We start from the raw sequence: 24,621 nt of genomic DNA, 5'->3' as shown, positions 1-24,621 counted from the left end.
GACTCACCAGGCGCGGGCCGCGTCACGGCGGGACGGCTCGTCACGTCCTCGCTCGCGGCGTCCACCCGACCGCGGCGGTCGAGGATCTGGATCAGTTGCTCGTCCGGCTCGCCCACGGCCAGGCTCGGTGCGCCGCCGGCGGAGAGTCAGCCCACTCCACCCCAAGCCATCTACCAGCGACTTTGCTGCCAACGACAGGGTCAACGAGAGCTCACGACCACTGCGTTCCTGGGGTTGCCATGTCACGCGGTACGTCACGAGCCATGCGCTGCTGACCGGCTCGCCTGTCGGGGAGGCGGTGTTGCTCTTGCTGTGGTGATGGCGACTTCGACGTGATGCAGGTCGGTCCGTCGATGGTGCTGAGCGTTCCTCTGGGAAGCCGTGGTGCTTGACGTTACGGCCTTTCGAACGCCAGCCAACGGGGATCTTGGTGGAGGATGGATGCATGATCGGTGACCGGTGGGGTGTGAGCGACAGCGACATCGTGCGTTCCTACCCGTGCGACGACTTCGTCAACTCGCCTGCGCTGCAGGCATGGCGGGGCGTGCGCGTCAAGGCGCCTGCCGAAGCGGTGTGGCCGTGGGTCGCCCAAGTGAGGCTTGCGCCGTATTCGTACGATTGGATCGACAATCTTGGCCGCCGCTCTCCTCGCGAGCTGGTATGCCTGCCCGAGCCTCGTGTCGGAGACAGATTCACGACCGCTGGCGGGCGTGAGCTGGGCCGGATCGTCTCGGTCGCCCCAGGGAAACAGCTGACGGGCACCATCATGGGTGCCTTCATGTCCTACGTCCTCGAGCCCCAGGATCGTGACACCACGCGCCTGCTGCTCAAGGTCGTCATCCAAACCAGCCGCTGGGCGGCCCTCGGGCTATCCGTGGGCGATCTGATCATGGCTCGACGGCAGTTGCTGAACTTCAAGAAACTGGCCGAGCGCCACCATCAGGGCATTTCCGAGTGACGCTCGTGGGGCTACATGTAGCGGGGACTGTTTCAAGGTGAACTTGGCCCACACGGTAATCCGGGCGTCACGGTACTCAAACCAGGTACTCTCGTTGATCGGTTTGGCTTCGATGGCGGGCGTTTCGTACCCCAGAACGGAACTTCCATTGGCAAGCGCGCTTGCACCTGGTACGAATGAAAAGCCATACAGTGTATTCGAGGTCACCAACCGCATTGTGGTCCAGCACGGACCGGCTGAGCCATGGTTCGGCGAACCGGGAATGGGGACGCAGTACTACCTGCCAGCATCAGTCCAAGATCTGCTGAGATCCGGTTACCTGAGAAGGGTTCGCTGATGATCACCGAGGAATTGCTGTTTGAATTACGGCAACGCGGGGGTTCCGAAATCGGCATATAGTGTTGGCAGGGATGCGAACGAGACGTACTGCCTCGTGCAGGAGGCAGACGGATGGCACATTTACTATAGTGATCGGGGAAAAGGAAATGGAGAATCGGTACACCTGAATGAGCCGGCAGCTTGTGAGGAGTTCTCGCGAAGAGTGCTCAATGACGGCACGATTCGCCGGTGGATCGACGAGCACCGCACCTGAACCGTTGATTCGCATGTGTAGCCCTCTGTGTCAGCATTGGCTTCAAAGCTATGTCGACGAAGTTCTGAGAACTGGAACGGTCATGGACGGCGGCATGATCGACAACGTCGGGAAGCCTCATACGCAGAGTTCTGTTCATGATCGTCGCCGTGGCGGCGTTGGGTGGGATATTTTGCCGCGTCGGCAGCGGCGCAAACGCTGCGCCCGCCCACCGGGCTGGCCGCCGTGTGGGTGACCGCGCCTAGTGGCTCGTCTCAGTAGGTTGACCCGATAATTGATCTTGGTGGGGTCAGGCTGTCGCGCCGCTACGGGCAGCACGGCCTGATCTGGTTGTAAGGCTAGGGAAGTCGCGCGCCGGGAAATGTCGGAAGTGGACCGGCTGCCCGCGGTGCGGCGGGTACCGGACTAAAGGCTGGACGCAGCGGCAAGCGCGGACGAGCGGATCACACACCATTATGTTCGTAGGCGGGACTTGCCTTCTCCATTCTTGCGTGCGTGCGAAGTATCCATCAAAATTGGATCGTGGGGAGCTACAGTCAGTTTTTCGCATACCATTGTCCTTCGGGTCATGAAGGGCAACTGCCCGTATGGCTGGTAGTGGATGGCGGGGAGCGGCCCGACCTCCTGCGCCGGGTGGCAGAAGGGGCGCTCACCCCGCCCCGCTGTCCGAAATGCGGCCGCGAGGCGGGCGTACGAGCATCGCTGAGCCTGCTCCTGCGCCGGCCCGACAAACGGCCCGAGATTCTCTTCGCCTCGACGACGCCGGCCGATACTCAGCAGGTGCAGAGCCAGGCGCAGGTCTCCGCAATGATCCTCAACCGGGATCGCGGGCAGCCAGTGGGTGGCGACGCGCTCATCGTGCCGTACGAGCTCCTCGCGGTAATGGCTATGCGGGACGTGTCCGCCGACGCCGACGCCCTCGAAGAAGGTCGATTCGCCGGTCTGTCACGCGAGCTGCAACGATATGCAGACTGGCTGCAGGGCTACGTTCACGAACGATTCAAGCAGGCGTCGCAACAGCCTCTGTTGATGCTGCTGCAGGCCGGCGGCTTGCCGGAGATCCGTGACATCCTCTCGGCCCGCTCGATTCTCCTCGACCAACGAATTGACGACCTGCTGAGCCACATAGCAGAGGCCGCAGAACAGGAGGGCGAGCCGCAGATGGCCGCGGTCGCCAGAGCCCGGCGCGATCTGTTGGAACAGGTGCGGTCGCACGGGCTGGACGCCCTCGCGTCGTCTCAGGAACCGCCGCGCGTTCGCGGCCGTGTGGCGGATGAGCCGGCGGACGAGGCCACCTTGACGCCGGCTGTCGGGGCCGCGCTGGTCGCGCTCGCCGGGCACCCAGTCGGCGGTGCCCGGGTGATCGGGCAGGACTTCCGTCGGCTGCTGGAGCACGCGCTGGCCGAAATCGCTCCTGCCGAGGCCGAGTACATGCTGGAGTACGAGCACGGGGAGCTGATCGGCCTCCGCGACCTGCTGACGTTGAAGCTCGCCGAGGAACTGCTCAAGGCGCCGCGGGACCGGAACGACAACATAGAGGCGCAGCGCCTGCTGCGGCGACTGGAGCGCCTGCGCACGGCGGCTCCGCATACTTGGGCCTCCGCTCGGCACAACGGCGCCATCGTCGCCGCGCGGCTGGCCGATCCGGGTGATGTGGCCGCCCTGAACGCCGCCAGGGCGGCGTTTGAGCAGGTGCTCCTCGTCCGCACGCCCGACGCCGATCCGGACGCATGGGCGGAGACCCTGCTCGCGCTGGCCAACCTCCTCCAGCAGGACTACCCGGGCAGCGACCCCCGCTACCTCGACGAGTCGATCCAGATCCTCGACACCGCCCTCGATCATCCGCCCTCGGATCTCGCGCCGCGACCGCGCCTGCGCCTCTTGTTCGCCCGCGCTTCGGGCGCGCTCCGCCGGGCCGAACGAGGCGGCGACGACGCGGCCTGCCGCGACGCCGCTGACCGTCTCGCCACGATCCTCAGGCAGGCGAGGGAGGGCGGCGAGACCGAGCTCGTGCGCGTGGCGTTGAGCAACCTGGGCATGGCGTTGAGCCTCATAGCTGAGCGGACCGGGCGGCCGAGTGACTGGGACCGTGCCGTCGGCGTGCTCCGCGAGGCGCTGGAGGCGAACCTCGACGATCATGGGCCGCAGTGGGTGAGCGCGGCGGTGAACCTGTCGATCGCCCTCCGGCACTCCGGGGACGTCGAGGCAGCGATCCCGCTGATGCGCCAGACATTGCATCGGACGGAGCAAGGGGAGTTCTGGACCGCGTGGGCGGCGACGCAGAACAACCTGGGAACCGCGCTGCTCGACCGCGTTGAAGGCGACCGTGACGAGAACGTCGAGCAAGCGATCACCGCGTTCGACAGCGCTCGACGGGTGTGGACCCGAGAGGCCTACCCCGTGGAGTGGGCGCTGACGACAGCGAGGCTGGCGATCGCCTACGAGGCGACGTCGGCCGAGGAGCAGAAGGTGCGGTCGCTACTGCGCGATGCCGCTGAGCTGATCCCCCGAACGGAGCGGCCGGTGGAGTGGGCCCGCATCACCAACCTGCTCGCTGGGCACGAGCCGCCGGCAGCCTCCACAGCGAGCTACCGGGACGCCGCCGAAGTGCTGACGCGTGCGGCGTTTCCGCATGAGTGGGCGTCGATCCAGCACAACCTCGGCAACTTGTATTCGCGTACAGCGGTTGGTGACGATGCAGACGATCGCCTCGCGGCCGCCGCGGCCTGCTATCGCGGGGCGCTGGACGCGCGGCCCGTCCACGACAGTCCTCTGCGGTGGGCGGAGACAGCGACAGCCCTCGGCGACGTCCTGAGCAGGGCCGGACAGCGATCCGAAGCCGTGGGGGTGCTCCGTGAAGCGCTGGCGGCCGTGCGGGCCGGCGCCCCCGCGGAGCGTCTCATTCTCGTCGCTTCCCGGCTGGGCACGGTCCTCGCTGAGGACGGCCGGTGGCGCGAGGCCGCGACCGCCTTCCAGGAGGCGCTCGCGGGAGCTGATCGCAGCTATGCCACGAGCCTCCTCCGGCGAAGCCGGGAACGAACGCTCGGCGCCAACGGCTGGATCTCCCAGGCCCTCGCGCACTGCTTCGTGATGGACGGTCGGCCGGCAGAGGCGGTCGAGGCGCTGGAGAAGGGTCGGACCCGGATGCTGTCCGACGCGCTCGCGCGCGATCCCGATCGGGTCGCGCCCGCCGCCGCGTCGCACCCCGACGAGTACCAGGCGTATATCGCCGCAGTTCGGCGGCTGGCGAGCGCAGAGGCCGCGTCCACGAGACTCACGGTCGCCGACTCCACCGAAACCGGCGGCGTCTACCAACGCCGCGCCGAACAGGCGGTCCGCGACGAGCTGCGCGCGGCGAGCGCCGCGTTCGAGAGCGCGCGTGCCCGGCTACCGGAGCCACCCGCGCCACCACTCGGGCAGTACGACGGCCGCTTACTGGTCTACCTGTACAGCACCAACACCGACAGCACCGCGCTCCTCGTGCGCGGTGAGCAGGTAGCGAGCCTCCCGATCGCCGAGGTCGGCGACGAGGTGCTTCGACGGTTCGTCTATGGCGACGAGCAGCGGCCGGGGCTGATCCGAGCCCAGGGCCAGGGCGGCCGCCAACTGCGTGCGGAGCTCGGCGCATGTCTTGCCGTGATCGGGCAGCAGGTCATGCGGCCCATCGCCGATGCCGTGCGCGCCGCGGGGGACCGTTCCGTCACGCTCGTCCCGGTGGGCCTGTTCTCGGCGATCCCGCTACACGCCGCGCCCATCGACGGCGACGGCCGGTGTCTGCTCGACGACGTTGCCGTCAGCTATGCACCGTCGGCCGCGATCCTGCGCGAGGCGCAGTGGTCTTTACGCGACCGCCGCGGCTCGGGGCAGTCGGGTGTCGCCGTCGTGGACGCCACGTCGAACCTCACCTACATCGAATACGAAGCGACCGAGATGCTGCGCTGGATCGGCGGCCGGCGCATCGAGGGCGGCGAGGGTGAGGTGATCGACCAGCTGGTCGGCGCGACACATATCCACTTCGCTTGCCACGGTCGCTCGATCGCCGACCAGCCGTTGGAGTCGCATGTCGTGCTTGGCGGCGGTCGCAGGCTGTCGTTGCTCGAACTGCTCACTGCGGATCGCCCGGACATCTTGCGGGAGGCGCGGCTCGTCGTCGCGTCGGCTTGCCAGACCGCGGTGGTCGACACGATGCGGGCGCCCGACGAGTTCGTCGGCCTTGCCGCGGGTTTCCTGGTCGCGGGCGTCCCCTGCTTCGTCGGCACGATGTGGCCCAGTGAGGATCTCCCGGGCGCGCTCTTGACCAGTCGTTTCTACGAACTGCTGGTTCGGGACAGCCTGGCGCCGGACGAGGCGCTGCGCCATGCCCAGCTGTGGCTGCGCGACCTCGACGGCGCCGGCTTGCTCGCTCACCTGCGGAACCATCCAGATCTTGACGAGGCCGGACCGCACCTCGCCCCGCTCGCAAGGGCCGCGGCGGGTCAGCGTTTCTACGCCGATCCGGTCACCTGGGCGCCCTATGTTGTGATCGGCGCCATCGAGCCGAACGGCCGGACAGGGGATCCAGCATGACCGAGAACGTCGGTGATCGTGAGCTCGAGCGCGCCATGACGGTGCCCCCGGGGCTCTTCAGACCGGATGGGGAGAACTGGCTCGTCGTCGTCGAGGAGGACGGATGGCCTGCCGAGGTGATCAGCCCGGACGGCGTGGTGGCCGAGGACGTCGTCGTCACCGACGCGGCCGTGCCCGTCGGGACGGCCATCACCTCGGTCGCGCTTCAGCACGTCACGAGAGCCACGGCCGTCGTGGTCACCAGTGGCGCGGCCGTGGTCGGCGTGTGGTCGGGCGATGACCTGGTCGACGCCGCATTGCGCGGTGGCACGCGCTCGGGGGGTGACGCGCTGCCCGGTGACATCCAACTGCCCGGCCGGATCCGCAAGAAGAACATCACGAGGCGCTGCCGCTACACCGACCACTGCGGTTCGTGCACCAGAATCCTGGTCGTCCCCGAGAAGCCGTCGCCGATGCCGCAATGCCCGGCACAGGCGGGGCTCGCGGCGCACAAGTTCGTGTGGTGATCGATGTTCGGCTCCGTCTTCGACAAGGCCACCGGCTTCCTCGACAAGCGTTTCGTGCTCAACCTTCTGCTCCCCGTGCTTGCCTTCTGGGGCGGGTTGGTCCTCGTCGCCGCGCAGGGCTCGGCCTGGGCGGGCTGGGTCGAATGGTGGGCAGGGCATTCCGGGTTAGAGCAGGTGTTGCTCGTCGGCGCGGCGATTGCCGGTCTTTTCCTATTCGCGTTCATCTTCTCGGGCCAGGTCGTCACGCTGACCCGGCTCTGGGAGGGGTACTGGCCCGGCGGACGCGGCACTCGGCTGGCGTCTTGGCGGATTGCCCGGCACCGCAGGCGCTGGGACGGACTCGACCTCGACCAGGACGTTGACTACATGCGCCGGTTCTACGGCTTCCCGGTCAACAAGGACGACGTACGGCCGACGCGGCTCGGGAATGCGCTTCGGGCAGCCGAGGACTATCCCGGTGACGACGAGCGGTACGGCATGGACGCCGTCTTCTTCTGGCCTCGGCTCTACCTCGTGCTCCCATCCGACACCCGCACCATCGTCGATGACTACCGGTCGGGCCTCGACCGCATGGTCCTGCTGGCCAGCCTTGCATTGGCGTTCCCTCCTGTGGCGCTGGTCGTACGCGCGGCTGCGGACGCTTCGTGGCTCGTATGGGTGATCGCATCGGCGGCGGCGCTCGTGATCGCGGCGATCGCCTATCACGCCGCGGTCAGCGCGGCCATCGCCTTCGGCGATGTCGTCCGCGCCTGCTTCGACCTTCACCGCCGGACACTGATGACGCAGTTCGGCCTCGTGCTCCCACCGTCACTCGAGGCCGAACGGACCCGGTGGGCCGCGCTGATGCAGCAGCTATACCAGCGCGGCAACGACGACCCCTCCCAACTGGTGTGGCGCCTGGAAGATGACACGGCGAGTCGCCCGGAGCCACCAAATTCCGACGACGCGGACGGACCGGGGTGAGGGAGGCGCCCACCATGCCACCGAGGAGAGCGCCAAGCTCGCGGTCGCAACCGGGGGCCGCGCCAGCCCCACGCGGCTGGCGAGGATCGCAATTTGTTGGCAATCCATTGCGGCGGCACGGTTGTAAGCCGCCGCCTCATCTACTATTCGAGGGTTGGTGCTGAAGGTGACTCGTCGGCAGTATGCGTTCCCTCGTTGCCCTCAGATCACAAGGGGCCCGCGTGGCTCTGCGTCACGTACCTTCCGAGATCCTCCACGTCGTCGAGCGCGCGGGTGCGGAGGCGGTAAAGGCGGACGCTGTCAAGCCAGTGATCGATTGTGCTGTTGAGTTTGGCTAGCAGGTGCAACCTACGGACAAGACCCCGCATCGTCTGTCGTTCCTGGACCACTTTCTGCCGGTGTGGACCATCGTCGCGACGGCCGCCGGTCTTGCCCTCGGCACCGTGATGCCCGACCTGCAGAACGCCCTGGACGTGGTCAAGATCGGCTAGTGGCCGCACTCGTCAGTTCGTCGGGGTCTGAGCCAGGCGGTGTGGTCGTCGAGGTACAGGGTGGCGACGCGCGGCAATCGACGTGATGTTCAACGAGGACCTGACTGCTATGTCGCCCGTTGTTCCAGCAGCCACTGACGTACGGTTCGTGCGTCGGTCGCGAGAGCCTTCGTCACGGCGGTGTCCACATCGGTCGCGTTGGTGTGCAGCCACCGCCACATGGTCGTGAGGTCCGTGCCGACGAACTTCTCGAACAGCCACACCGGCATCGGGAAGCGGCGCGGATCGCGGCTGAAGGTCTCGCGCCACAGCACCCTGCACTCGTCGATCGACCGCACATCGGATGCCAGGGACAGGTCCGCGCCCACGAACCGGTCGGGTTCGGCCAGCACCCGCGCCACGACCGCGCCGAAGTCGTCGAGGCAGAGCCATGGCACGGGCCGGTCACCGCCCATCAACTTCGGCATCACATGCCACACGGCCACCGAGGGGTAGAACCTCCTGTCACTCATCAGCTCCATGAACGCCATGGGCCGCAGGACGGTCAACGGCAGTTGGAGGGACTCGAGGTGAGCCTGCACGGCCATTTTCGAGTCCCACGAGCCGACTCCCGTTCCCGGCCGGCCGACCCCGGCCGAGCCGTACACGACATGCCGTGCCCCGACTTCCGCGGCAGCTGTGCCCACGTTCACGCCCTGCGTGACCTCGCCGGTCAGCCCGCTGATCATCGGGTTCTGCACGCTGAACACGCCGTAGGCGCCGGCGAGCGCGATCCGCAGATCGGCCGGGTCGGCCATGTCTGCCCGTACCACGTCGGCACCTGCCCCGGCGAGCGTCTGTGCGGCGGGGGAATCGGGTGTCCTGGTCACCGCGCGCACCCGCCAGCCTCCCGCGAGCAGGTGCCGTGCGACCGCACCGCCTTGCCGTCCCGTGGCGCCCAACACGACGACCAGACGATCGTCCATCGCGACCCTCCTCAACGGATGGTTCGGATCACCGAACTATGCACCTCGGGATGTCGGCTCGCCACCGCAAGTGCCGAGCAGGTGACCCGCGACGGCCCGACGCGACTCGATGATCCTGCCCCGTTCAGGTGTCGGTTGGGCGGCGCCGGCACTGTCCCGGAATGCTCGCTGGCGGTTGGGGCCGGTGCCAGCTCCTGGCCGGATCCATATGGATCGCTGTGGCCGCGTCTGGAACGACGTAGCACTAGACGAACGTGAATGGTTTCAGGTGGAAGGTCGCTTGTTCTCCCCACGAAGGTTCGAAGGTTGTCTCTGGTGGACGACCGCGACGTGGCCACATCCTTGACTGGCTGGATGGGCCGCTGCCTTGTGGCAACAGGGACGGAACACGAACAGCGGCGGCATTCCAGGTTCCTCCGGCGGCTGTCGTCCGGTGGCGGTGCTTGCGTGTGGCTGTCGATGTGTTCGACCAGCGCGAGGCCACGTCCCTGATTTGATGTTGAATCACTGGCTCGCGCGTCGCAGCACTGCCCATGCCTGGTCCGCGTCGCGGTGCTGCAGGGCCATGGTCGCGCCCCTGGCCTGCTCGATGACCGCGCTGGGGGCCAGCGCGTCCAGCCATCCGGCCGGCTTCGGTCGCGCTGCGAGTAGCGACGTCGGCGATGGTGATCGCGCTGGTCACCAGCCGTTCGTGGCGGGCCAGGACGGCAGTGTGCGCTGATCGGCCGGGTGGTCCAGGTATACGGACAGCACCATGACGCCCAGCTCGTCCCATATGGCGGGTACCGCTGCCACGCCGAGCGGGCGGGAGATCGCGGCGTGATGCTCTGCAGGTAGCTGTGCGCGGACGGCGTCCGGTGCCCAGGTGCGGCCAGCGTGGGTCCTGCCACAGGTCGGCGGTGACGATCGGTTTCTCACCGGCCGCGGCCGGTGAGGAACACCCGGGGCGGCACCGGTCGACCTGGGCGCCCTGCGGAGCCTGGTGAAGTTGGCGGGGATGGAACCCGTAGCGTTCGCCGATCTCGTGGGCGCGGTCCGACGGCGGCTGGTGGACGCCGTTCCGAATGTGTTCACCTCGCTCCAGGTCTGCGCTTCAACTGGGTCTGCGTTGAACGACACACTGCGTAGCTCCCCACGGGTGGAGGATGCACTCATGACCGATGTGGCGGTACGGGTGCTCGGTTCTCTGGAGATCAGGGTCGGCACCCAGACGATGTCGCCGGGTGGTCCCAGACAGCGCGCCCTGTTCGCCTTGCTGGCGCTCAGCTGCAACCAGGTCGTACCGGTCGACACCATCGTGGAAGCCTTGTGGGACAACGATCCTCCCGACAGCGCGATAGGGCAGATCCAGACCAGCGTGTGGCGGCTGCGGAAGCTGATCACCGGCATGGCACCCGGCGCGCGGCGGAACGACCTCGAGCTGGTCACCCGCCCGGTTGGATACATGCTCACCCTCGATCCGGCCGGCCTCGACTTGACCGCGTTCCAGGAAGCGGCCAGGCAGGGGCAGGAGGATCTGCGGGCCGAGCGGTACGAGGAGGCGGCGAGTCGTCTGCGGCGTGGCTTGGACCTGTGGCGTGGCAGGGCCTTCGACGACGTCCCCGGTGCCTTTGCCCAAGCCGAGGCGACGCGGCTCGAGGAGCAGCGGCTGTGCGCGCTCGAGGACCGCATCGAGGCCGACCTCGCGCTCGGGCGGCACCGGGACCTGACTCCGGAACTGACGAAGCTGGTCCGCGAGCATCCGCTGCGCGAACGGATTCGTGGGCAGCTCATGCTGGCGCTACACCGTTCGGGCCGGCAGGCCGAGGCGTTGGCCACCTACCAGGAGGCCTACCGGCTGCTGTCCAGCGAGTTCGCCCTGCAACCCGGCGAGCAGCTGCAGAACGTGCACCGGGAGGTGCTCGCCGCACGACCGGCCGGCGAGGCGGTCGAGGAGTCCGCGCCGCAGGGCCCCTTCGGCGGTCCCGAACGGCTTCCCGCGGACATCGCGGACTTCACCGGCCGTTCGGCGATGCTCACACAGGTCCGCGCCGTGCTGTCCGGCACGGCGCCCGTCGCACCGATCGTGGACCTATCCGGCGCGCCCGGCGTCGGCAAGACCGCGCTGGCGATCCGGGCCGCGAACCTCCTGCACGACGTCTTTCCCGACGGCCGGTTCTATCTCGATCTGCAGGGACTGGCGCACCGGCCGTTGTCGCCGGACGAGGCGCTGAACCGGGTGGTCCGCTGGTTCGCCGGCCCCGGGGTCGCGTTGTGTGACGACCTCGAGGAGCGCGCCGCGTTGCTCCGCTCGCTCCTCGCCGACCGGCGCGTGCTGTTGGTGCTGGACAACGCCCAGTCCGAGGAGCAGGTTCGGCCGCTGTTGCCCGGCGCACCGGGCAGCGCGGTCCTCATCACCGGCCGGCGCCCGCTGCTCGCCCTGGACAACGTGACGCACTACGAGCTCCCGGGTTTCTCGCTCCAGGAGGCGGTTGACCTCCTGGCCGGCATCGTCGGCACGGACAGAGTTGCCGTGGACCGGGTCGCCGCTCGCGAGATCTCCCAGCTGTGCGGACACCTTCCGCTCGCCATCAGGCTGGTCGGCGCCTGGCTGTCGCTGCGCCCGCACTGGCCGCTTCGCCATATGGCCGACCGGCTCGGCGACGAGCGCCGTCGCCTGGACGCGCTCTCGATCGGCGATCGCGGAGTGCGCAGCAGCATCGCGCTCAGCTACCAAGCGCTGGACGGCCGGCACCGTGCGCTGTTCCGGCGGCTGGGCGCGCTGACCGGCTCCGACGTGCCGGCATGGGTCGCCGCGGCGCTGCTCGACACGGCCGAGCCGGAGGCCGAAGGGGTGATCGAAGAACTCGTGGAGATGCGCCTCGTCGATGCCCGCGCCACGGGCGGTCCAGTCGCCCGGTACGGCATGCACACCCTCGTCCGGCTCTTCGCCCGGGAACGTTACGAAGAGGAGGATGCCGACGAGGCGGCTGTGGAGCGGCTGGTCGGCGGCTGGCTGTACCTGGCCGAGCGCGCCGAGGCCCGGCTGCCCGGCGGGTTGCCGCGGATCGGTCGCGGGGACGGCCGGCGGTGGCCGGTGGACTCGAGCGCGACCGAGGCGACCACGACGGACGCGGTGGGCTGGTTCGAGGCCGAGAAGCTGGCTTTGCTGTCCGCGGTGGAGACAGCGTGCGCGTACGGCCTCGCCGAGCATGCCTGGGACCTCGTCGGGTGCGTCGGCCGCTTCCTCGAGTTCGACTCCAGCTTCGACGTGTGGCAATCGGTGCTACGGCGCGCACTGGCGGCGGTCACGGCGGCGAGGAACCGGCGGGGCGAGGCGTACCTGCTTCGCGGCCTCGGCGAGGTGCTGCTGGACGCGGACCGGTACAGCGAGGCGCTGAAATGCCTGCACCGGGCCCGCGAGCTATTCGCCGATCTGGGCGAGGCCCGGCCGGAGGCTCATGTCGAGCGAGCTATTGGGACGCTGGAGCGGATGCGCGGCGACACTGACGCGGCGGCCCGGCGGTTCGAGCGGGCGCTCGTGGTGTTCGAGCGGACCGGCGACCGGGTCGGCATGGGGGACACCTTGTACAGCCTCGGCGCCCTGCACAAGGAACAGGGAGATCCACACCGAGCGCTGACTTGCTACCGACAGGCGCTGGCGCACGTGCAGGCGCTTGGTGACCAGTTCAACGAGTCACTTCTGTTGTGCGGCATCGGCTCGGTGCTGCTCGCTCAGGGCCGGGCGGACGAGGCGCGCAGCGTGCTGCTCGACGGCCTGGCGGTGGCGCGGGCGGCGCACGCGGACGCGAGCGAGGCGTACGCGCACTCGTTCCTGGGTGAGACCGACGTCCTGACCGGCGATCTCGACTCCGCGGCGGACAACCTGGGCTCCGCCTTGTCGATCTTCGAGCGGATCGGGGACCGGTACGGCGAGGCGATGACCCGGCGCAACTTCGGCGAGCTGCATGTCGCCCGCCGCGACCTCGGCGGGGCGCGGGCCGCGGTCGACAGCGCTCTGGCGCTGTGGGATCAGCTCGACGTGCCGATGATGCGCGGGCGCGCGCTGGTCACTTGCGGGCGGTTGTACCTCGCCGAGGGTGACCCGGACGCGGCAAATGCGGCGTGGCGGGAAGCGGCTGAGCTGATGGGCGAGCGCCTGACGATCTACTCTGACGACCCCCGCCGGTTGCTGCGAGAGAGCGGGTCGGACTGAGCGCAGAGCGGGCGAAGAGTGGGCGGAGAGTGGGCGGAGAGAAATCGGCATTAGCGTGGGGTCTGGTGGAAATCGCAGTCGACGCGATCCTGGTCGTGATCCCGGCTCATCCGGCCACTTCGCGGAATTGAATCGAAGGGAGCTGGGCGTGCCCGTTGGGCATTCCACTTACCTGTCGTGAAATCGGGGCGCGGTCGTAGGGCCGGATGATCGCTGATAGCCATCGTTGGGGACTAGCACATGGATTACGACACGGCCATCGGCCGTAGGGACCATGCCGCACCTGAAAACCTGATCGCCATCGTGCCCGTCGACTCGTTGCTAGCGGCCGACTCACCGCGCTTGACCGGGGAGGACGAGGAACGCATACGGCTGCTCGCCGAGACACAGGCCGAACTGCCGCCGATTTTGGTGCACCGTCCGACAATGCGGGTGATCGACGGCATGCACCGGTGGCGAGCGGCCCGGCTGCGCGGCGACCGGGAGATCACCGTGGAGTTCTTCGACGGCAACGAGATGGAGGCGTTCATCCGCGCGGTCAGCGCGAACATCACTCACGGGTTGCCGCTGTCACGAGCCGACCGGGAGGCGGCCGTCGCCCGCATCGTCCGGTTCCACCTGCACTGGTCGGACCGGGCCCTGGCCGAGCTCACGGGTCTGAGCGCGCCGACGGTCGCGGCGATCCGGCTGCGGCTGACGCCGACGTCGGAGCAGGTCACGTTCCGGCTCGGGCGGGACGGCCGGCTGCGTCCGCTGAGCACCGCCGATGGACGTCGCAAGGCCGGCCAGGTCATCGCCGAACGCCCGGACGCCTCCCTGCGCGAGATCGCCAAGGCGGCCGGCGTCTCCGTCGGCACCGCACGCGACGTGCGGGAGCGGATCCGGCGGGGCGCCGACCCGGTGCCGGACTCCATGCCGGCCAGGGGAGTGAGACCCGAGTCGGCGCCCATCCGGCGGCCGACGCCGGAGCCGCCGCCCCCTGACACGGGCCTGGTCCTGCAGCGCCTGCGCCAGGATCCGTCGCTGCGTTTCACCGGCACCGGGCGAGCGCTGCTGCAGTGGCTCGGCGTGCACGCGGTCGACGCCGACCAAGCCGACTTCGTCCGGTCGATCCCCACTCACTGCCGGGGGAACCTGGCCGCGCTGGCCAGGAACTGCGTGGAGATCTGGACACGGCTGGCTGTGGAGCTCGAGCAGCAGGGCGAGCACGACACCGCATGATTCGGATCGACCGGGACCCGCCGCGAAGGCACCGGGTCCCGGTCGCGTGGTTAGGACAGATAGTTCTCCGGGCCGCCCTCGCGGACGGTGTCGAGGGTGAAGCAATGGAAGCCGCCGCCGAAGATGCGGCGATGGCGATGGCGGACCGGGACGACCGTGAAGCCGTGCCGCTCCAGGCAGTTCATCAGCTCGGGACACGCGTCATTGACCAGTACGGTGTCCGGCGAGACGGACAGCACGTTGAGATCGATGAAGGGACTGGTGAGCACCAAGTCGTCGGTGTCGTACGTGGGAAAGTTGTTCGACTTCGGGGGTGGCGGCACGATCAGGTCCCACTTTCGCAGCGCCTCGGGGAGATAATCGGCGACGGCGGGCGAGCGAACCAGCAGCGTTCCCGGGCGCAGCGCGAGGACCATGCTGTCGATATGGCTGTCGCTCAGTCGGTGCACTCGGTGGATGCGGAACCGGCCGGCCAGATGGTTCTCCAGCCAGTCGCAACCCAGCTTGTGGTTCTCGGTGGACACGTTGACGATGAGGTCCTCGCCGAGCCGCAGGCACTGCGCGCCATCGATCATCATCTCGAACCCGACGTCGTACGGCGACGGCGTCGGGTACTTCACCGGCTCGGTCGGGCCGCCCTGCGACGAGTTCGCGTAAGAGGGGTCGAACGAGGCGTCGGTCATCAACGGCCGGGGCATCACTGTCCAGCGGGCGCCGCGGCGGAAGTAGTCCGCGAAGATCGGCGTGAGGAACTGGGTCTCGAAGTACCGGGACCGGATCATCGGTGGTGTCTCGATGATCTCGTCGCCGAGAACGAGTGTGTTGTCCCGCACGTTCAGCGGCGGGACGACCGCTGCTGACCACGCCAGCGTGCTGATCTCCGCGGTGGACGTGTCCAGCTCGAGGGGCCGGTGCACGGCGACGCCCAACGACTCCAGCGCCTTCGCCATGCCGTCCAGATCTTCGACCAGCTCCTCGATGTAGCGCTGCTTGATAGGTGCCTGCTCCACGCTCCGCGTCGACGAGTCCGGTGTGGACACACGCGGGTAGTAGAACCGGGTGATGTGGTCGTGAAAGAACAGGTCCCAAGACAGCTCGCGCTCGTGGGAGATGTAGTTGGTCGCGGAGCCCAGGATCACCTCACGCAGTGGGGACCACTCGTCGTAGCTGTTCAGGCGCAGCGTCATCACATGTCCTTTGTCGTCAGGTCCGGCGTCGGTTCCCGCCGAGGATCGAGTCGGCGATCTCGCCGGCGCGCACCGCCGTTGTGGACAGCAGGCCAGACGAGAGACCGTGGGACGGCTCGGCCGCGGGTCCGTGCACGAAGATCCCTGCGGTCAGCGCTTCGGAGGTGACCACCCGGTGGTCGCGGTCGAGCAGCAGCCGGTCGGCCGCGTCGCGTTTGCATTCCGCGGCGATACCGCCCAGCAGTGACAGGGGGTTGGACGGGCGGTAGCCGGTGGCGAACACGACCGCGTCCGCGAGCAGCGGCCGGACCTCGCCGGTGGGCAGGAACTCGACGTCCAGGTGTACGCCGTCGGCGACCTCGGTGACCTCGCGCACCCGCGAGGTGTTCATGACCCGCAGCCGCGGCTTCCCGGTGACGAGCTCCTGGTAGTACCTGCGGTACAGCTCCTCGGTCAGCTCCAGGTCGACCACCGAGTAGTTGCTGTTGGCGTGGTAGTTCAGCAGCATCTGCTTGACGCCGTCCCGCGCGGTATGGAACAGCCCGACCGTCTCCGGCGCGAAGATGGCGTTGGCAAACGGATTGTCGTCGGCGACGCTGTAGCCGAACCGGGACAGCACGATGCAGATCTCCGCCCGTGGGCAGACCCGGTGCAGGTACTCGGCGACCTCGGCGGCGCTCTGCCCGGCGCCGACGACCACGAGCCGGCGCGGGTCGCTGTCCGCCAGATCGGTGCCGTGGTTGAGCAGGCTGCAGGAATGCCGCACCCGGTCGGACAGCGTGACACCTTCCGGCAGGCGCGACACCAGACCGGTGCCGACCACGATGTTGCGTGCCCGGCGCACGACCGTCTCCCCGGTCGACTTCACTCTGGCCACCACGTCGACACAGGCGATCCGGCCGCCCTCGGATACCGGCCGCACGTCGACGACCTGCGTGTCGTAGCTGACCTGCCCGGTGAAGTCGCGCGCCGCCCACTCGAGGTAGTCGTGGAACTCCACCCGGGACGGAAACGTCGTCTTGCTGTTGATGAACTCGGTCAACCTGCCGTGCGCGTGCAGGTAGGACACGAAGCTGTACCGGCTGGTGGGGTTGCGCATCGACACGAGGTCCTTCAGGAACGACACCTGCATCGTGGCGCCGTCGATCAGCATGCCACGGTGCCAGCCGAACCTTTGCTGCCGCTCGAAGAACGCCCAGTCCAGGTCCGCGGGCGTGTTCACCGCCTCGGCCAGCGCGACGGCCAGCGCGAGGTTGGACGGGCCGAACCCGATGCCAGCCACCGTCACGGCATCCATCGCCAATCCTCCTCTCCTCAAGTGATGAGCTCGAGCAGCTCGGTGGTCAGGACGCTCTCGATGGGCACGATGCCCGCGACCATCGCGAAGTACCGCGCGGTGAGCTCGGGGACCTCCGCGATCGCCTGCAGCATGCGCAGGCGTGATGCCGGCACTCGCAGCTGGGCCAGCTCCAGCGTGGCGCGGTAGCCGTCGGCCAGCACCGTGTCCCGCGCGTCGGCGAAATTGGCCAGCGCGCGATCCAGCCGCACCGGGTCGGCCAGGTCGTCGCCGATCGAGTCGGTCAGCAACTCGGCCTGTACCAAGGCATTCGTAATGCCGTGCGCGGTGATGGTGTCGCGGTGGTGCCCGGCGTCACCGGCCAGCACCCAACCCGGCCCGTACGCGCGCCGGAAGAAGTTGCGTTGGTTTCCCGTGCCCCGCAGGCGTTCGGCCGGCTCGTGGCCTGCGATCTGCTCGTACAGTTCGGGCGCGGTGTCGCGGACCGCGGCGAGGTGTGCACCGAGCGCGTCCACGCGGACCTGGTCGAACCGCTGCTGCGGGAAGTAGGAGGCCACGACCGTGGCACCGCCGCTGGTGGGGATGGCCGCGATCCACGATCCCGGTCGCTCGAAGAAACCGAACCCAACGTCTACAGCGGACCATATGGTGTAGTAGACGCAGGACAGCCGCGGGTCGGTCAGGGTGGGGTCGGCACCGGCCAGGTCGGCGACGCGCGAGTTCATCCCGTCCGCACCCACGACAAGCCGAGCGTCCGCGGTGCTGCCGGTGCCGGTGGGAGAGTCGAACACCACGCCGGTGACCCTCCCGTCGCGCTCGCGCAGCTCCCGGACGACGCAGCCGTCTGCGAACTCGGCGCCGGCGGCGACCGCGGCGTCGGCCAGGATTTGGTCGAGAACGTTCCGGCGTGGTGCGTACCCGCAGTCGATCTCGCCCAGAGTGGCTGCCGATGCGGCGAGCCGGACGTCGCACACCTGGTAGGTGATGGTGTCCAGCCGTGGACATCCGGAGGCGACCACGGCGTCGAGCACGCCCCACGTCGCCAGCCGGGCCACCCCCGGCTGATGGATGTACAACGTCGACATCGTGTCCGCCGGGAACGTCGCCTTGTCCAGCAACAGAACCCGGTACCCGCGGCGGGCCAGCAACAGCGCGGTGGACGCGCCGGCACAGCGGGCCCCGACCACGATGGCGTCGTACATGGGGGTGCCCTCACGCCTTTGTGCCGACGTGGAGGCCGTGCTCGTAGGGCAGATCGGCAAAGGAGGTGACGGCGGCGAAACCCGCCCGCCGCATCCAGCTCTCGTAGTCGCTGGCCGGATAGGCCATGCCCTCGCCGCTGGCGAGCACGTTCAGGTACAGCGACAGCCGGGCGGAGTAGATCCCACGGCGCTCGTCGTCCGAAGCGTTGAAGCCGTAGACGAACACCCGGCCGCCCGCCGGCAACGCGTCGAACGCCTTGGCCAGCAATGTCTGGATCTGCTCGGCCGAGAAGACCTCGAGCACGTGGCTGAACAGGATCGCGTCGACATCGCCGGGAAACCTGTCGGCGAACAGGTCGCCCGGGTGCACCCGGACCCGGCCGACGACCTCCGGCGGGATGTTGTGCTCCGCGAGCCCGCTCACGCTCGGCATGTCGAAGATCGTGACCGTCGCGCCCGGATACCGGGCGGCGAAACGGGTCGCCGTGGTGCCGTCGCCGCCGCCGACGTCGAGCAGGTGCCGGACGGTGGCGACTTCCGGGTTGTCCAGCAGGCCGGACATGCTCCGCAAGGTGAACGCGGCCATCGAGGCGTGCAGGATCGCCTCGGACTCCGGGTCGTGTGCGAGGCGCTGGTAGAGCGTCGGTTCGGTACCCGGGAACGCCGACAGCGCGGTGTTGGTGCCGGCGCGCAGCGCGGACGTCAGGTGCGAGAACGCCGGGTAGTAGATGTGCTTCCAGCCCAGGAGGATGGCGCGCCAACTGTCGGGACCGTCCGACGCGAGTAGTTCCTCGGCGGCCGGCGAGTTTCGGTATCCGTCGTCGGTCTTGTCGACCAGCTCGGTCGAGCACAACGCGTGCAACAGAACCCGCAGCTTGTGGGGCGGCAAACCGGTGAAGTTCTGAAGCGCCGCCGCGCCCGCGTCGGGATGCCGGAACAGGTACCCGAAGATGTCCAGCTCGAGGCCGGTGACGACGGCGTTGAACAGCGCGGGGCCGTTCACGATCAGCCCGAATCGTTCGTAGCTCTGATCCGTGCCGGGCACGGCGGTCACTGGCATGATCGTCCTTTCAGGTCGCGATGTTCCGGAGGAATTCCGCCAGCCGGCCAACGCCCTCTTCGATCTGCTCGGGGTCGAGATAGCTGCAGGACAGCCGCAGCTCGTTCGCACCGGCGGCGTCGAGATGGAACGGGGACATCGGGGTCCACAACACCCGGTACTTCGACGCGGACAGCTCGAGCAGCGCCGTGTCGGCCGGGATCGGCAGCCGCATCCGGACGAAGAAGCCGCCCTCCGGGTGGTTCCAGCTCACCTCGCCGTCCCGCGGCACCTGCTTCTCCAAAGCGGAGAGCAGGTTGGCGAGGTTGCGCCGGTACAGCGCCGCCTTCTCCCGGCCGAGCCGGGCCATCGAGCCGCCGTGTTCCAGCAGCATCCCGCCGACGATCGCCTGGCAGATCGGCGAGGTGTTCACCGTGAGCATGGTCTTCAGGTCGGCGAGGTCGTCGGCCAGCCGACGGTACCGCCCATCCTTGGTGCGCACGAACTGGTCGGCCACCGCGAAGCCCACCCGCGCTCCGGGCAGGCAGAGCTTGGCGAAAGTGCCGATGTGGATCACCCGGGCCGCGGTGTCCAGCGCCTTCAGCATCGGGATCTCCGCCTCCGGCAACGCCGTGAACCAGTAGGCGCTGTCCTCCAGCAAGAACAGGTCCTCCTGCTCGGCGAGATCCAGCAGTCGCAGGCGCGTCGGCAGGTCCAGCCGGGTGCCGGACGGATTCGCGTAGTCGGGGGCGACGTAGACGGCGCGGATCCGGCGGCCGCCGGCCCGCGCGGCGCGGCACGCGGCAGCCAGCTGCTCGAGGTCGAGCCCGTGTCCGCTCTCCCCGACCCCGACGACGTCGATGTCGAGCAGGCGCGCCGCGCCGAGAATCCCGACGAAGCACGGGGTGACCACCGCGAGCGCCTCGTCGGCGGAACGGCACAGCGCGCGCAGTGTGAGGACCATGGCCTCCTGCGCACCCACCGTGATGACGACGGCCTCCGGCGGTACGTCGATTCCCTGGTCGCGCAAGGCCTCCGAGACGAGGTCGGTGATCAGGCCACGACTCGGGCCGTACTCGTAGAGCAGCCGGCGTGCCTGCCCCGGGGGCAGCCCGCGCTCGGCACACAGGTGATCGACGTAGCGGTCCACGTGCCGGTGCACATCGAGGTCGCGCAGGAAGCGCAGATGCGGAGCGCCTGGCGCGAACGAGATCGCGTCCGGAAACCGGCTCATGATCTCGTTCAGGAACGCGATCGAGGTGAGCACGGGATCGCCGAGCGAGCCGTGCAGCTCAGCCCTGTCGAGCGGTGCGACGCGATTCGCGCCACCCGGCCGGGTCACGACTTCCTCCGCGAGACCTTCGCGATGACGTCCGCCCCGTACAGCCGTAGCGCCTGCGTCAGAGCGAACTCCGCCAGGTACGAGCGGAACCGGTCCGGTGGCTCCTCGGCCAGCGCGATCATCCGCCGGTTGGCGACCACGGCCGGACTGTCCAGTTCGCGCACCGCGGCCGCCGCGGTGGCGTCGAGCTCGTCGGCCGGCACGACCTGGTCACAGATCAGTGCGGCCTCCGGATCGGTGGCATGGATCGTGTGTCCGCCCAGGATGACGCGCCGGGCCAGCCGCGAGCCGACCAGCCGGCCGAGGCGGAGGTTGGCTACGCCCGGCACGATGCCCTCCTGGGCCGCCGGCAGGCTGAAGTACGCGTCGTCGGCGGCGATGATTCGGTCGAGCACAAGCAACAGCTGCATGCCCCCGCCGATGGCGAACGAGTCGACCACGCCAAGCCACGGCTTCTGCAGTCTGGTGTGCGGAAAGGCGGCGGGATCGAGCAGCCCGCCCGCCAGCTTGCTGAGGTAGCCGAGTTCCCGGCCGAGCAGGAAGTCGACCAGGGGGATCCGGCCGTCGCGCAGGGCGTCGAGGTTGATTCCGGCGCTGAACACCCGTCGACCGCGGTACTTCGGATGGGTCATGACGCCGCCGCGCAACACGCCGACCCGCGTCTGCGGGTCCAGCAGGACGAGATCGACGGCCGTCTCCATGTCCGCGATCAGCGCTTCGTCCTCGGCGTTCAGGCAATGTCCGTTCTGGACGGTCAAGTGGCCGGTGCCGTCGTGCCGCTCGAGCAGCACGGTGGCCAGCTCGACCCGGCCGGTGCGGTCGTACCGCTCGCGCAGCGCCACGGCTCGTGGTGTGGCCAGCAGCATCGCGTCCGCGAGGTGCGCGCCGGCCAACGGCACGCGGAGCAGGCCGCGGAAGAACACGCCCAGGTCGATCTCCAGGCCGTCCTTGTCCGCCTGGACGTGAGCGCGTTCGGCGTCGAGCTGTGCCGCCGTCGGAACCAGCCCGGGAAACCTCTCCGCCGCGGCGCGCACCAGGTCGGCGAGCCGGAGGTGGACGCGGCGGCCATTCGTAAGGACGGCGTAGACCTCTTCGGCGTGCCGGGTGAGAAACCGGTCCCGCAGCCGCCGCACGGAGTCCAGCACGCACTCGGCGATCCGCTGCTGCCCAGGGTCGCGGTCAGGACGGGCGGGCAGCGTGGACAACAGGTTCTCGCCGGCCGTGACATGTCCGGCGAGCCGATTCGCGTCCTCGCCGGCGGTGCCGCCCAGTTCGGGGGCGCTCTGCGACCAGGTGTCCACATCGAGCGTCGGCGTGCTGTTCATCGATCGTTTCCGTCCGCGGTCGTCAGCTGCCGGCGCAGGTCACGGTCGCATGCGGCGAGGTGAGCGCCGAGTGCCTCCTCGTAGCTCGCAGCCGGGGCCTCGAGCAGGAGTTGGCGGCGCAGTGCGTAGTCCGCGCCGGCCTCCTGGCCGAGTAGCAGCGCGGCGGCGCGCACCGCCTCCTCGAGCTCGCCGGCGATCTCGTCGACCAAGCCGAGCGCCTCCGCCCGCTCGGCGGTGATCTCGTGCCCCCACAGGACGAGCCGGCGCGCCCGGGCGACACCGATCTCGTTGACCAGTCGATGCAGCGCCATGCCGGGCCAGAAGTGGCCGTCGTTGACCGGCAGCATCATGCGCAGGTCCGCGGAGCCGATCCGGTAGTCAGCGGCCAGCCACAGGTCCAGCGCCGGGCCGCCGCACGTGCCGTGCGCCACCGCGATCGTCACCGAACTGAGGCGTTCCAGGCGGCGTAACGCTCGCTCCCACCGGTTGACCTCCTGGATGCTGACCCGGCCGGGCCAGACGCGGGCACCCGGCGGCATGTTCTCCAGGCACAGCACGAGAACCGTCGCCCCATCCTCGGCCCGCCGGCACACCCCGTCGATCGAGACGGTGAGCTCGGCGAGTGGGCGGCCGGCGTCGATGTCGAGTCGAAGCTCGTGCTCGACATCGCGTTCGCCCGGCTCGCGATCGACTCGCATGGTGCTGCCGTCCCCTGGGTTCATTTCTCGTCCATCCTGGTCACCAGCGGAGCAAGGCGGTCTCGATCGTCGAGCCCGGCCCCATCGTCATCAGTACCCCGTGATCACCCGGCCGGACGACGTCCTCCCGCTGCAAGCGTTGCAGGGAGAACAGGAACGACCCGCTGGACAGATTGCCGTAGTCGCGCAGCACTCCAGTGGTGTGGCGGACGTCGTGCCGGCTGAGCCCGAGGTTGACGCGCACCGAGTCGATCACCTTCTTGCCGCCGGAATGCACGACCCAGTGCGCGATGTCCGTGCGTCGCAACCTGGTTCCGGCCAACAGGCGGTCGACCGATGGTCCGGCGTGTGCGCCGACCACGTACGGGATCTCGGGATCGAGGAAGAAGCTGAACTTCATGGCGTCGTCGTCCCAGCTGTACCGCATCGCGTCGATGGCATCGGTGAAGATGCGGCTGGCGAATCCCAGGAGTGCCGGGCAGTCCGTGTCGTCGCGGTCCGCGGCGCGTACGGTGATCGCGGCTGCGCCGTCGCCGAACAGACTGTTGACCACCGAAGTGCGCATGGTGCCGTCGAACACGTACGCGGCAGAGCAGACCTCCACACACACCATGATCGCGAGCTGGCCGGGATGTGCCCGGGCCCACCCGGATACCGCGGACAACGCGTTGAGACCGGCGTTGCAGCCCATGCCGACGACGTCGAGGCGCGCGCAGTCGGTGGCGAGCTCGAGGTCCTTGATCAGCAGCGCGCTGAAGCCGGGAGTGATGAACCCGGTCGACGACACGCAACACAGGTACCGCACATCGTCGATGCTCGCGCCGGCTTCCTTGAGGCACCCGGTAATAGCCTCCCGGGCCATGGCCAGCCCACCGTCGACATGTTTGCGCAGCAGCTCGCCCTGGGTCTCCACGCGTGGCGTACCGTCGGGCTCCACCGGCGGCAGGCGCAGGTGCCGGCGCTCGATTGCACTGTTGAGGAAGACCGACCTGATCCGCTTCTCCCGGATCCCGAACCGGTCCAGCAACTCCTGCTGCGTGTACGAGTTCGGCGACACGCTCGTTCCGACCGCTGTGATGCGCGCCGGTGTCATGGGCTCGTCCTGCAGGATGTCGGAGGTAGTCCGGCCGCGGCGGTACGGTCGCCACCATGCCGGAAACGACGGAGAACACGCCCCGGGTCCGCTACGACAAGCGTGGCCGGGTGGCACACATCGTGCTCGACCGGCCCCGCGTGCTCAACGCCATGGACCGGCGCATGCACGCGGAGCTCGCTGAGGTGTGGGACGACTTCGAGTCCGATGAGGACATCTGGGTCGGTGTGCTCAGCGGCGCCGGTGACCGGGCCTTCTCCGTCGGCCAGGACCTGGTCGAGCTGGCTGACCTGATCCGCGGGGGCACCGCCGGCGACTCGACGTTCGGCAGCCGGAACAAGCCGGGCTGGCCACGCCTGACCGAGCGGTTCGCGCTGGCCAAGCCGATCATCGCGAAGGTCCGCGGGTATGCCTTCGGCGGCGGGTTCGAGCTCGCCCTTGCGTGCGACGTGATCGTGGCCGCCGACGATGCGGCGTTCGCGCTGCCTGAGGCCAGGCTCGGGCTGGTTCCCGGCGCGGGCGGGGTATTCCGGATGGTGCGCCAGCTGCCGTTCCGTACGGCGGCGGGATATCTGCTCACCGGGCGGCAGCTCACCGCGGCACGCGCCTACGAGTTGGGACTCGTCAACGAGGTCACCACCCCCGATGAGCTCGACGACTGCGTGGACCGGTGGGTGGAAGACATCCTGCGCTGTGCCCCGCTGTCGGTCCGGGCGATCAAGGAAGCGGCCCACACGTCGGCGGCCCTCTCGCTGGAGCACGCGTTCGCCACCCGCTACGTCTGGGAGGAGGCGCGCATGCACAGCGACGACGCGAAAGAAGGCCCGCTGGCATTCGTCGACAAGCGGCCGCCGCGCTGGACGGGCCGCTGAGCGAACGCGGAACGTTCGGATCTCGCTCACCTCCCTGGCTCGGATGTCATTACGGCAAGCCGACTCTCGCGTGTGCAACCGCGATGTCCCTTGCAGTTGAACATCGGGG

General features: G+C 68.8%; 18 protein-coding genes. 8 read left to right on the top strand and 10 right to left on the bottom strand.

Going from position 1 to position 24,621, the window contains the following annotated elements; all coding sequences use genetic code 11:
- Positions 1-445 precede the first annotated feature (445 nt).
- The 5 genes from VH969_RS03490 to VH969_RS03475 all read left to right on the top strand — a co-directional run bounded on the left by VH969_RS03490 (position 446) and on the right by VH969_RS03475 (position 7,585).
- Entirely contained in the window at positions 446-958 is a 513-nt protein-coding gene (locus VH969_RS03490; protein WP_331970219.1) for a polyketide cyclase, read from the top strand.
- A 112-nt stretch (positions 959-1,070) separates the two neighbouring features.
- Positions 1,071-1,295, top strand: coding sequence for a glycohydrolase toxin TNT-related protein (locus VH969_RS34455; RefSeq protein ID WP_527249144.1), 225 nt, complete (start codon positions 1,071-1,073; stop codon positions 1,293-1,295).
- Between the two features lie 777 nt (positions 1,296-2,072).
- Positions 2,073-6,116: a CHAT domain-containing protein gene (locus tag VH969_RS03485; protein WP_331970216.1), complete on the top strand. Its 4,044-nt coding sequence runs from the start codon at positions 2,073-2,075 to the stop codon at positions 6,114-6,116.
- Positions 6,113-6,622: a hypothetical protein gene (locus VH969_RS03480; protein WP_331970213.1), complete on the top strand. Its 510-nt coding sequence runs from the start codon at positions 6,113-6,115 to the stop codon at positions 6,620-6,622. The genes VH969_RS03485 and VH969_RS03480 overlap by 4 nt, the downstream gene beginning before the upstream one ends.
- Before the next feature lie 3 nt (positions 6,623-6,625).
- The gene (locus VH969_RS03475) at positions 6,626-7,585 is read left to right on the top strand and encodes a hypothetical protein (RefSeq protein ID WP_331970210.1); all 960 of its coding nucleotides are present in this window, start codon (positions 6,626-6,628) and stop codon (positions 7,583-7,585) included.
- A 598-nt stretch (positions 7,586-8,183) separates the two neighbouring features.
- Here the strand turns inward: VH969_RS03475 and VH969_RS03470 are convergent.
- The gene (locus VH969_RS03470; protein WP_331970207.1) at positions 8,184-9,041 is read right to left on the bottom strand and encodes an NmrA/HSCARG family protein; all 858 of its coding nucleotides are present in this window, start codon (positions 9,039-9,041) and stop codon (positions 8,184-8,186) included.
- A 504-nt stretch (positions 9,042-9,545) separates the two neighbouring features.
- Complete coding sequence (locus tag VH969_RS34450) at positions 9,546-9,650, bottom strand: ANTAR domain-containing protein (RefSeq protein WP_414638421.1); 105 nt, start codon at positions 9,648-9,650, stop codon at positions 9,546-9,548.
- Between the two features lie 544 nt (positions 9,651-10,194).
- On the opposite strand from VH969_RS34450, the gene VH969_RS03465 reads away from it, so the two are divergent.
- The gene (locus VH969_RS03465) at positions 10,195-13,236 is read left to right on the top strand and encodes an AfsR/SARP family transcriptional regulator (protein ID WP_331970204.1); all 3,042 of its coding nucleotides are present in this window, start codon (positions 10,195-10,197) and stop codon (positions 13,234-13,236) included.
- Positions 13,237-13,476: 240 nt separating this feature from the next.
- On the top strand, positions 13,477-14,457 hold the full coding sequence (locus VH969_RS03460) for a ParB/RepB/Spo0J family partition protein (protein ID WP_331970201.1): 981 nt from the start codon (positions 13,477-13,479) through the stop codon (positions 14,455-14,457).
- Between the two features lie 50 nt (positions 14,458-14,507).
- Here VH969_RS03460 and VH969_RS03455 read toward each other — a convergent pair whose 3' ends face one another.
- Genes VH969_RS03455 through dpgA form a run of 8 tightly spaced genes read right to left on the bottom strand, consistent with a single transcriptional unit; the run spans position 14,508 to position 23,640 of the window.
- Positions 14,508-15,644: a glycine amidinotransferase gene (locus tag VH969_RS03455; RefSeq protein WP_331970198.1), complete on the bottom strand. Its 1,137-nt coding sequence runs from the start codon at positions 15,642-15,644 to the stop codon at positions 14,508-14,510.
- A gap of 16 nt (positions 15,645-15,660) precedes the next feature.
- Entirely contained in the window at positions 15,661-16,941 is a 1,281-nt protein-coding gene (locus VH969_RS03450) for a lysine N(6)-hydroxylase/L-ornithine N(5)-oxygenase family protein (RefSeq protein WP_331970195.1), read from the bottom strand.
- A 17-nt stretch (positions 16,942-16,958) separates the two neighbouring features.
- Positions 16,959-18,143: an NAD(P)/FAD-dependent oxidoreductase gene (locus VH969_RS03445; RefSeq protein WP_331970192.1), complete on the bottom strand. Its 1,185-nt coding sequence runs from the start codon at positions 18,141-18,143 to the stop codon at positions 16,959-16,961.
- Between the two features lie 10 nt (positions 18,144-18,153).
- Entirely contained in the window at positions 18,154-19,203 is a 1,050-nt protein-coding gene (locus tag VH969_RS03440) for a methyltransferase (RefSeq protein ID WP_331970189.1), read from the bottom strand.
- 10 nt (positions 19,204-19,213) lie between these two features.
- Positions 19,214-20,524, bottom strand: coding sequence for an aminotransferase-like domain-containing protein (locus VH969_RS03435; RefSeq protein ID WP_331970186.1), 1,311 nt, complete (start codon positions 20,522-20,524; stop codon positions 19,214-19,216).
- Complete coding sequence (gene dpgC / locus VH969_RS03430; RefSeq protein ID WP_331970183.1) at positions 20,521-21,849, bottom strand: (3,5-dihydroxyphenyl)acetyl-CoA 1,2-dioxygenase DpgC; 1,329 nt, start codon at positions 21,847-21,849, stop codon at positions 20,521-20,523. The genes VH969_RS03435 and dpgC overlap by 4 nt, the downstream gene beginning before the upstream one ends.
- Complete coding sequence (dpgB, locus tag VH969_RS03425; protein ID WP_331970179.1) at positions 21,846-22,547, bottom strand: enoyl-CoA-hydratase DpgB; 702 nt, start codon at positions 22,545-22,547, stop codon at positions 21,846-21,848. The genes dpgC and dpgB overlap by 4 nt, the downstream gene beginning before the upstream one ends.
- A gap of 40 nt (positions 22,548-22,587) precedes the next feature.
- Positions 22,588-23,640: a 3,5-dihydroxyphenylacetyl-CoA synthase DpgA gene (gene dpgA, locus VH969_RS03420; protein WP_331970176.1), complete on the bottom strand. Its 1,053-nt coding sequence runs from the start codon at positions 23,638-23,640 to the stop codon at positions 22,588-22,590.
- Positions 23,641-23,696: 56 nt separating this feature from the next.
- Between dpgA and dpgD the strand changes: the two genes are divergently transcribed.
- Complete coding sequence (gene dpgD, locus VH969_RS03415; protein ID WP_331970173.1) at positions 23,697-24,512, top strand: enoyl-CoA-hydratase DpgD; 816 nt, start codon at positions 23,697-23,699, stop codon at positions 24,510-24,512.
- The last annotated feature ends 109 nt before the right edge of the window (positions 24,513-24,621 follow it).

The organism is Actinophytocola sp. (genome assembly GCF_036555685.1).
Classification (GTDB): domain Bacteria; phylum Actinomycetota; class Actinomycetes; order Mycobacteriales; family Pseudonocardiaceae; genus Actinophytocola.
The sequence above is the reverse complement of the archived record's forward strand: the minus strand, read 5'-3'. Positions and strand labels throughout refer to the sequence as shown.

Excerpts from the sequence above, each read along its gene's own strand:
- VH969_RS03490 (WP_331970219.1), top strand. The coding sequence starts at position 446 with ATGATCGGTGACCGGTGGGGTGTGAGCGACAGCGACATCGTGCGTTCC.
- VH969_RS34455 (WP_527249144.1), top strand. The coding sequence starts at position 1,071 with ATGGCGGGCGTTTCGTACCCCAGAACGGAACTTCCATTGGCAAGCGCG.
- VH969_RS03480 (WP_331970213.1), top strand. The coding sequence starts at position 6,113 with ATGACCGAGAACGTCGGTGATCGTGAGCTCGAGCGCGCCATGACGGTG.
- VH969_RS03475 (WP_331970210.1), top strand. The coding sequence starts at position 6,626 with ATGTTCGGCTCCGTCTTCGACAAGGCCACCGGCTTCCTCGACAAGCGT.
- VH969_RS03470 (WP_331970207.1), bottom strand. The coding sequence starts at position 9,041 with ATGGACGATCGTCTGGTCGTCGTGTTGGGCGCCACGGGACGGCAAGGC.
- VH969_RS03465 (WP_331970204.1), top strand. The coding sequence starts at position 10,195 with ATGACCGATGTGGCGGTACGGGTGCTCGGTTCTCTGGAGATCAGGGTC.
- VH969_RS03460 (WP_331970201.1), top strand. The coding sequence starts at position 13,477 with ATGGATTACGACACGGCCATCGGCCGTAGGGACCATGCCGCACCTGAA.
- VH969_RS03455 (WP_331970198.1), bottom strand. The coding sequence starts at position 15,644 with ATGACGCTGCGCCTGAACAGCTACGACGAGTGGTCCCCACTGCGTGAG.
- VH969_RS03450 (WP_331970195.1), bottom strand. The coding sequence starts at position 16,941 with ATGGATGCCGTGACGGTGGCTGGCATCGGGTTCGGCCCGTCCAACCTC.
- VH969_RS03445 (WP_331970192.1), bottom strand. The coding sequence starts at position 18,143 with ATGTACGACGCCATCGTGGTCGGGGCCCGCTGTGCCGGCGCGTCCACC.
- VH969_RS03440 (WP_331970189.1), bottom strand. The coding sequence starts at position 19,203 with ATGCCAGTGACCGCCGTGCCCGGCACGGATCAGAGCTACGAACGATTC.
- dpgC (WP_331970183.1), bottom strand. The coding sequence starts at position 21,849 with ATGAACAGCACGCCGACGCTCGATGTGGACACCTGGTCGCAGAGCGCC.
- dpgB (WP_331970179.1), bottom strand. The coding sequence starts at position 22,547 with ATGCGAGTCGATCGCGAGCCGGGCGAACGCGATGTCGAGCACGAGCTT.
- dpgA (WP_331970176.1), bottom strand. The coding sequence starts at position 23,640 with ATGACACCGGCGCGCATCACAGCGGTCGGAACGAGCGTGTCGCCGAAC.
- dpgD (WP_331970173.1), top strand. The coding sequence starts at position 23,697 with ATGCCGGAAACGACGGAGAACACGCCCCGGGTCCGCTACGACAAGCGT.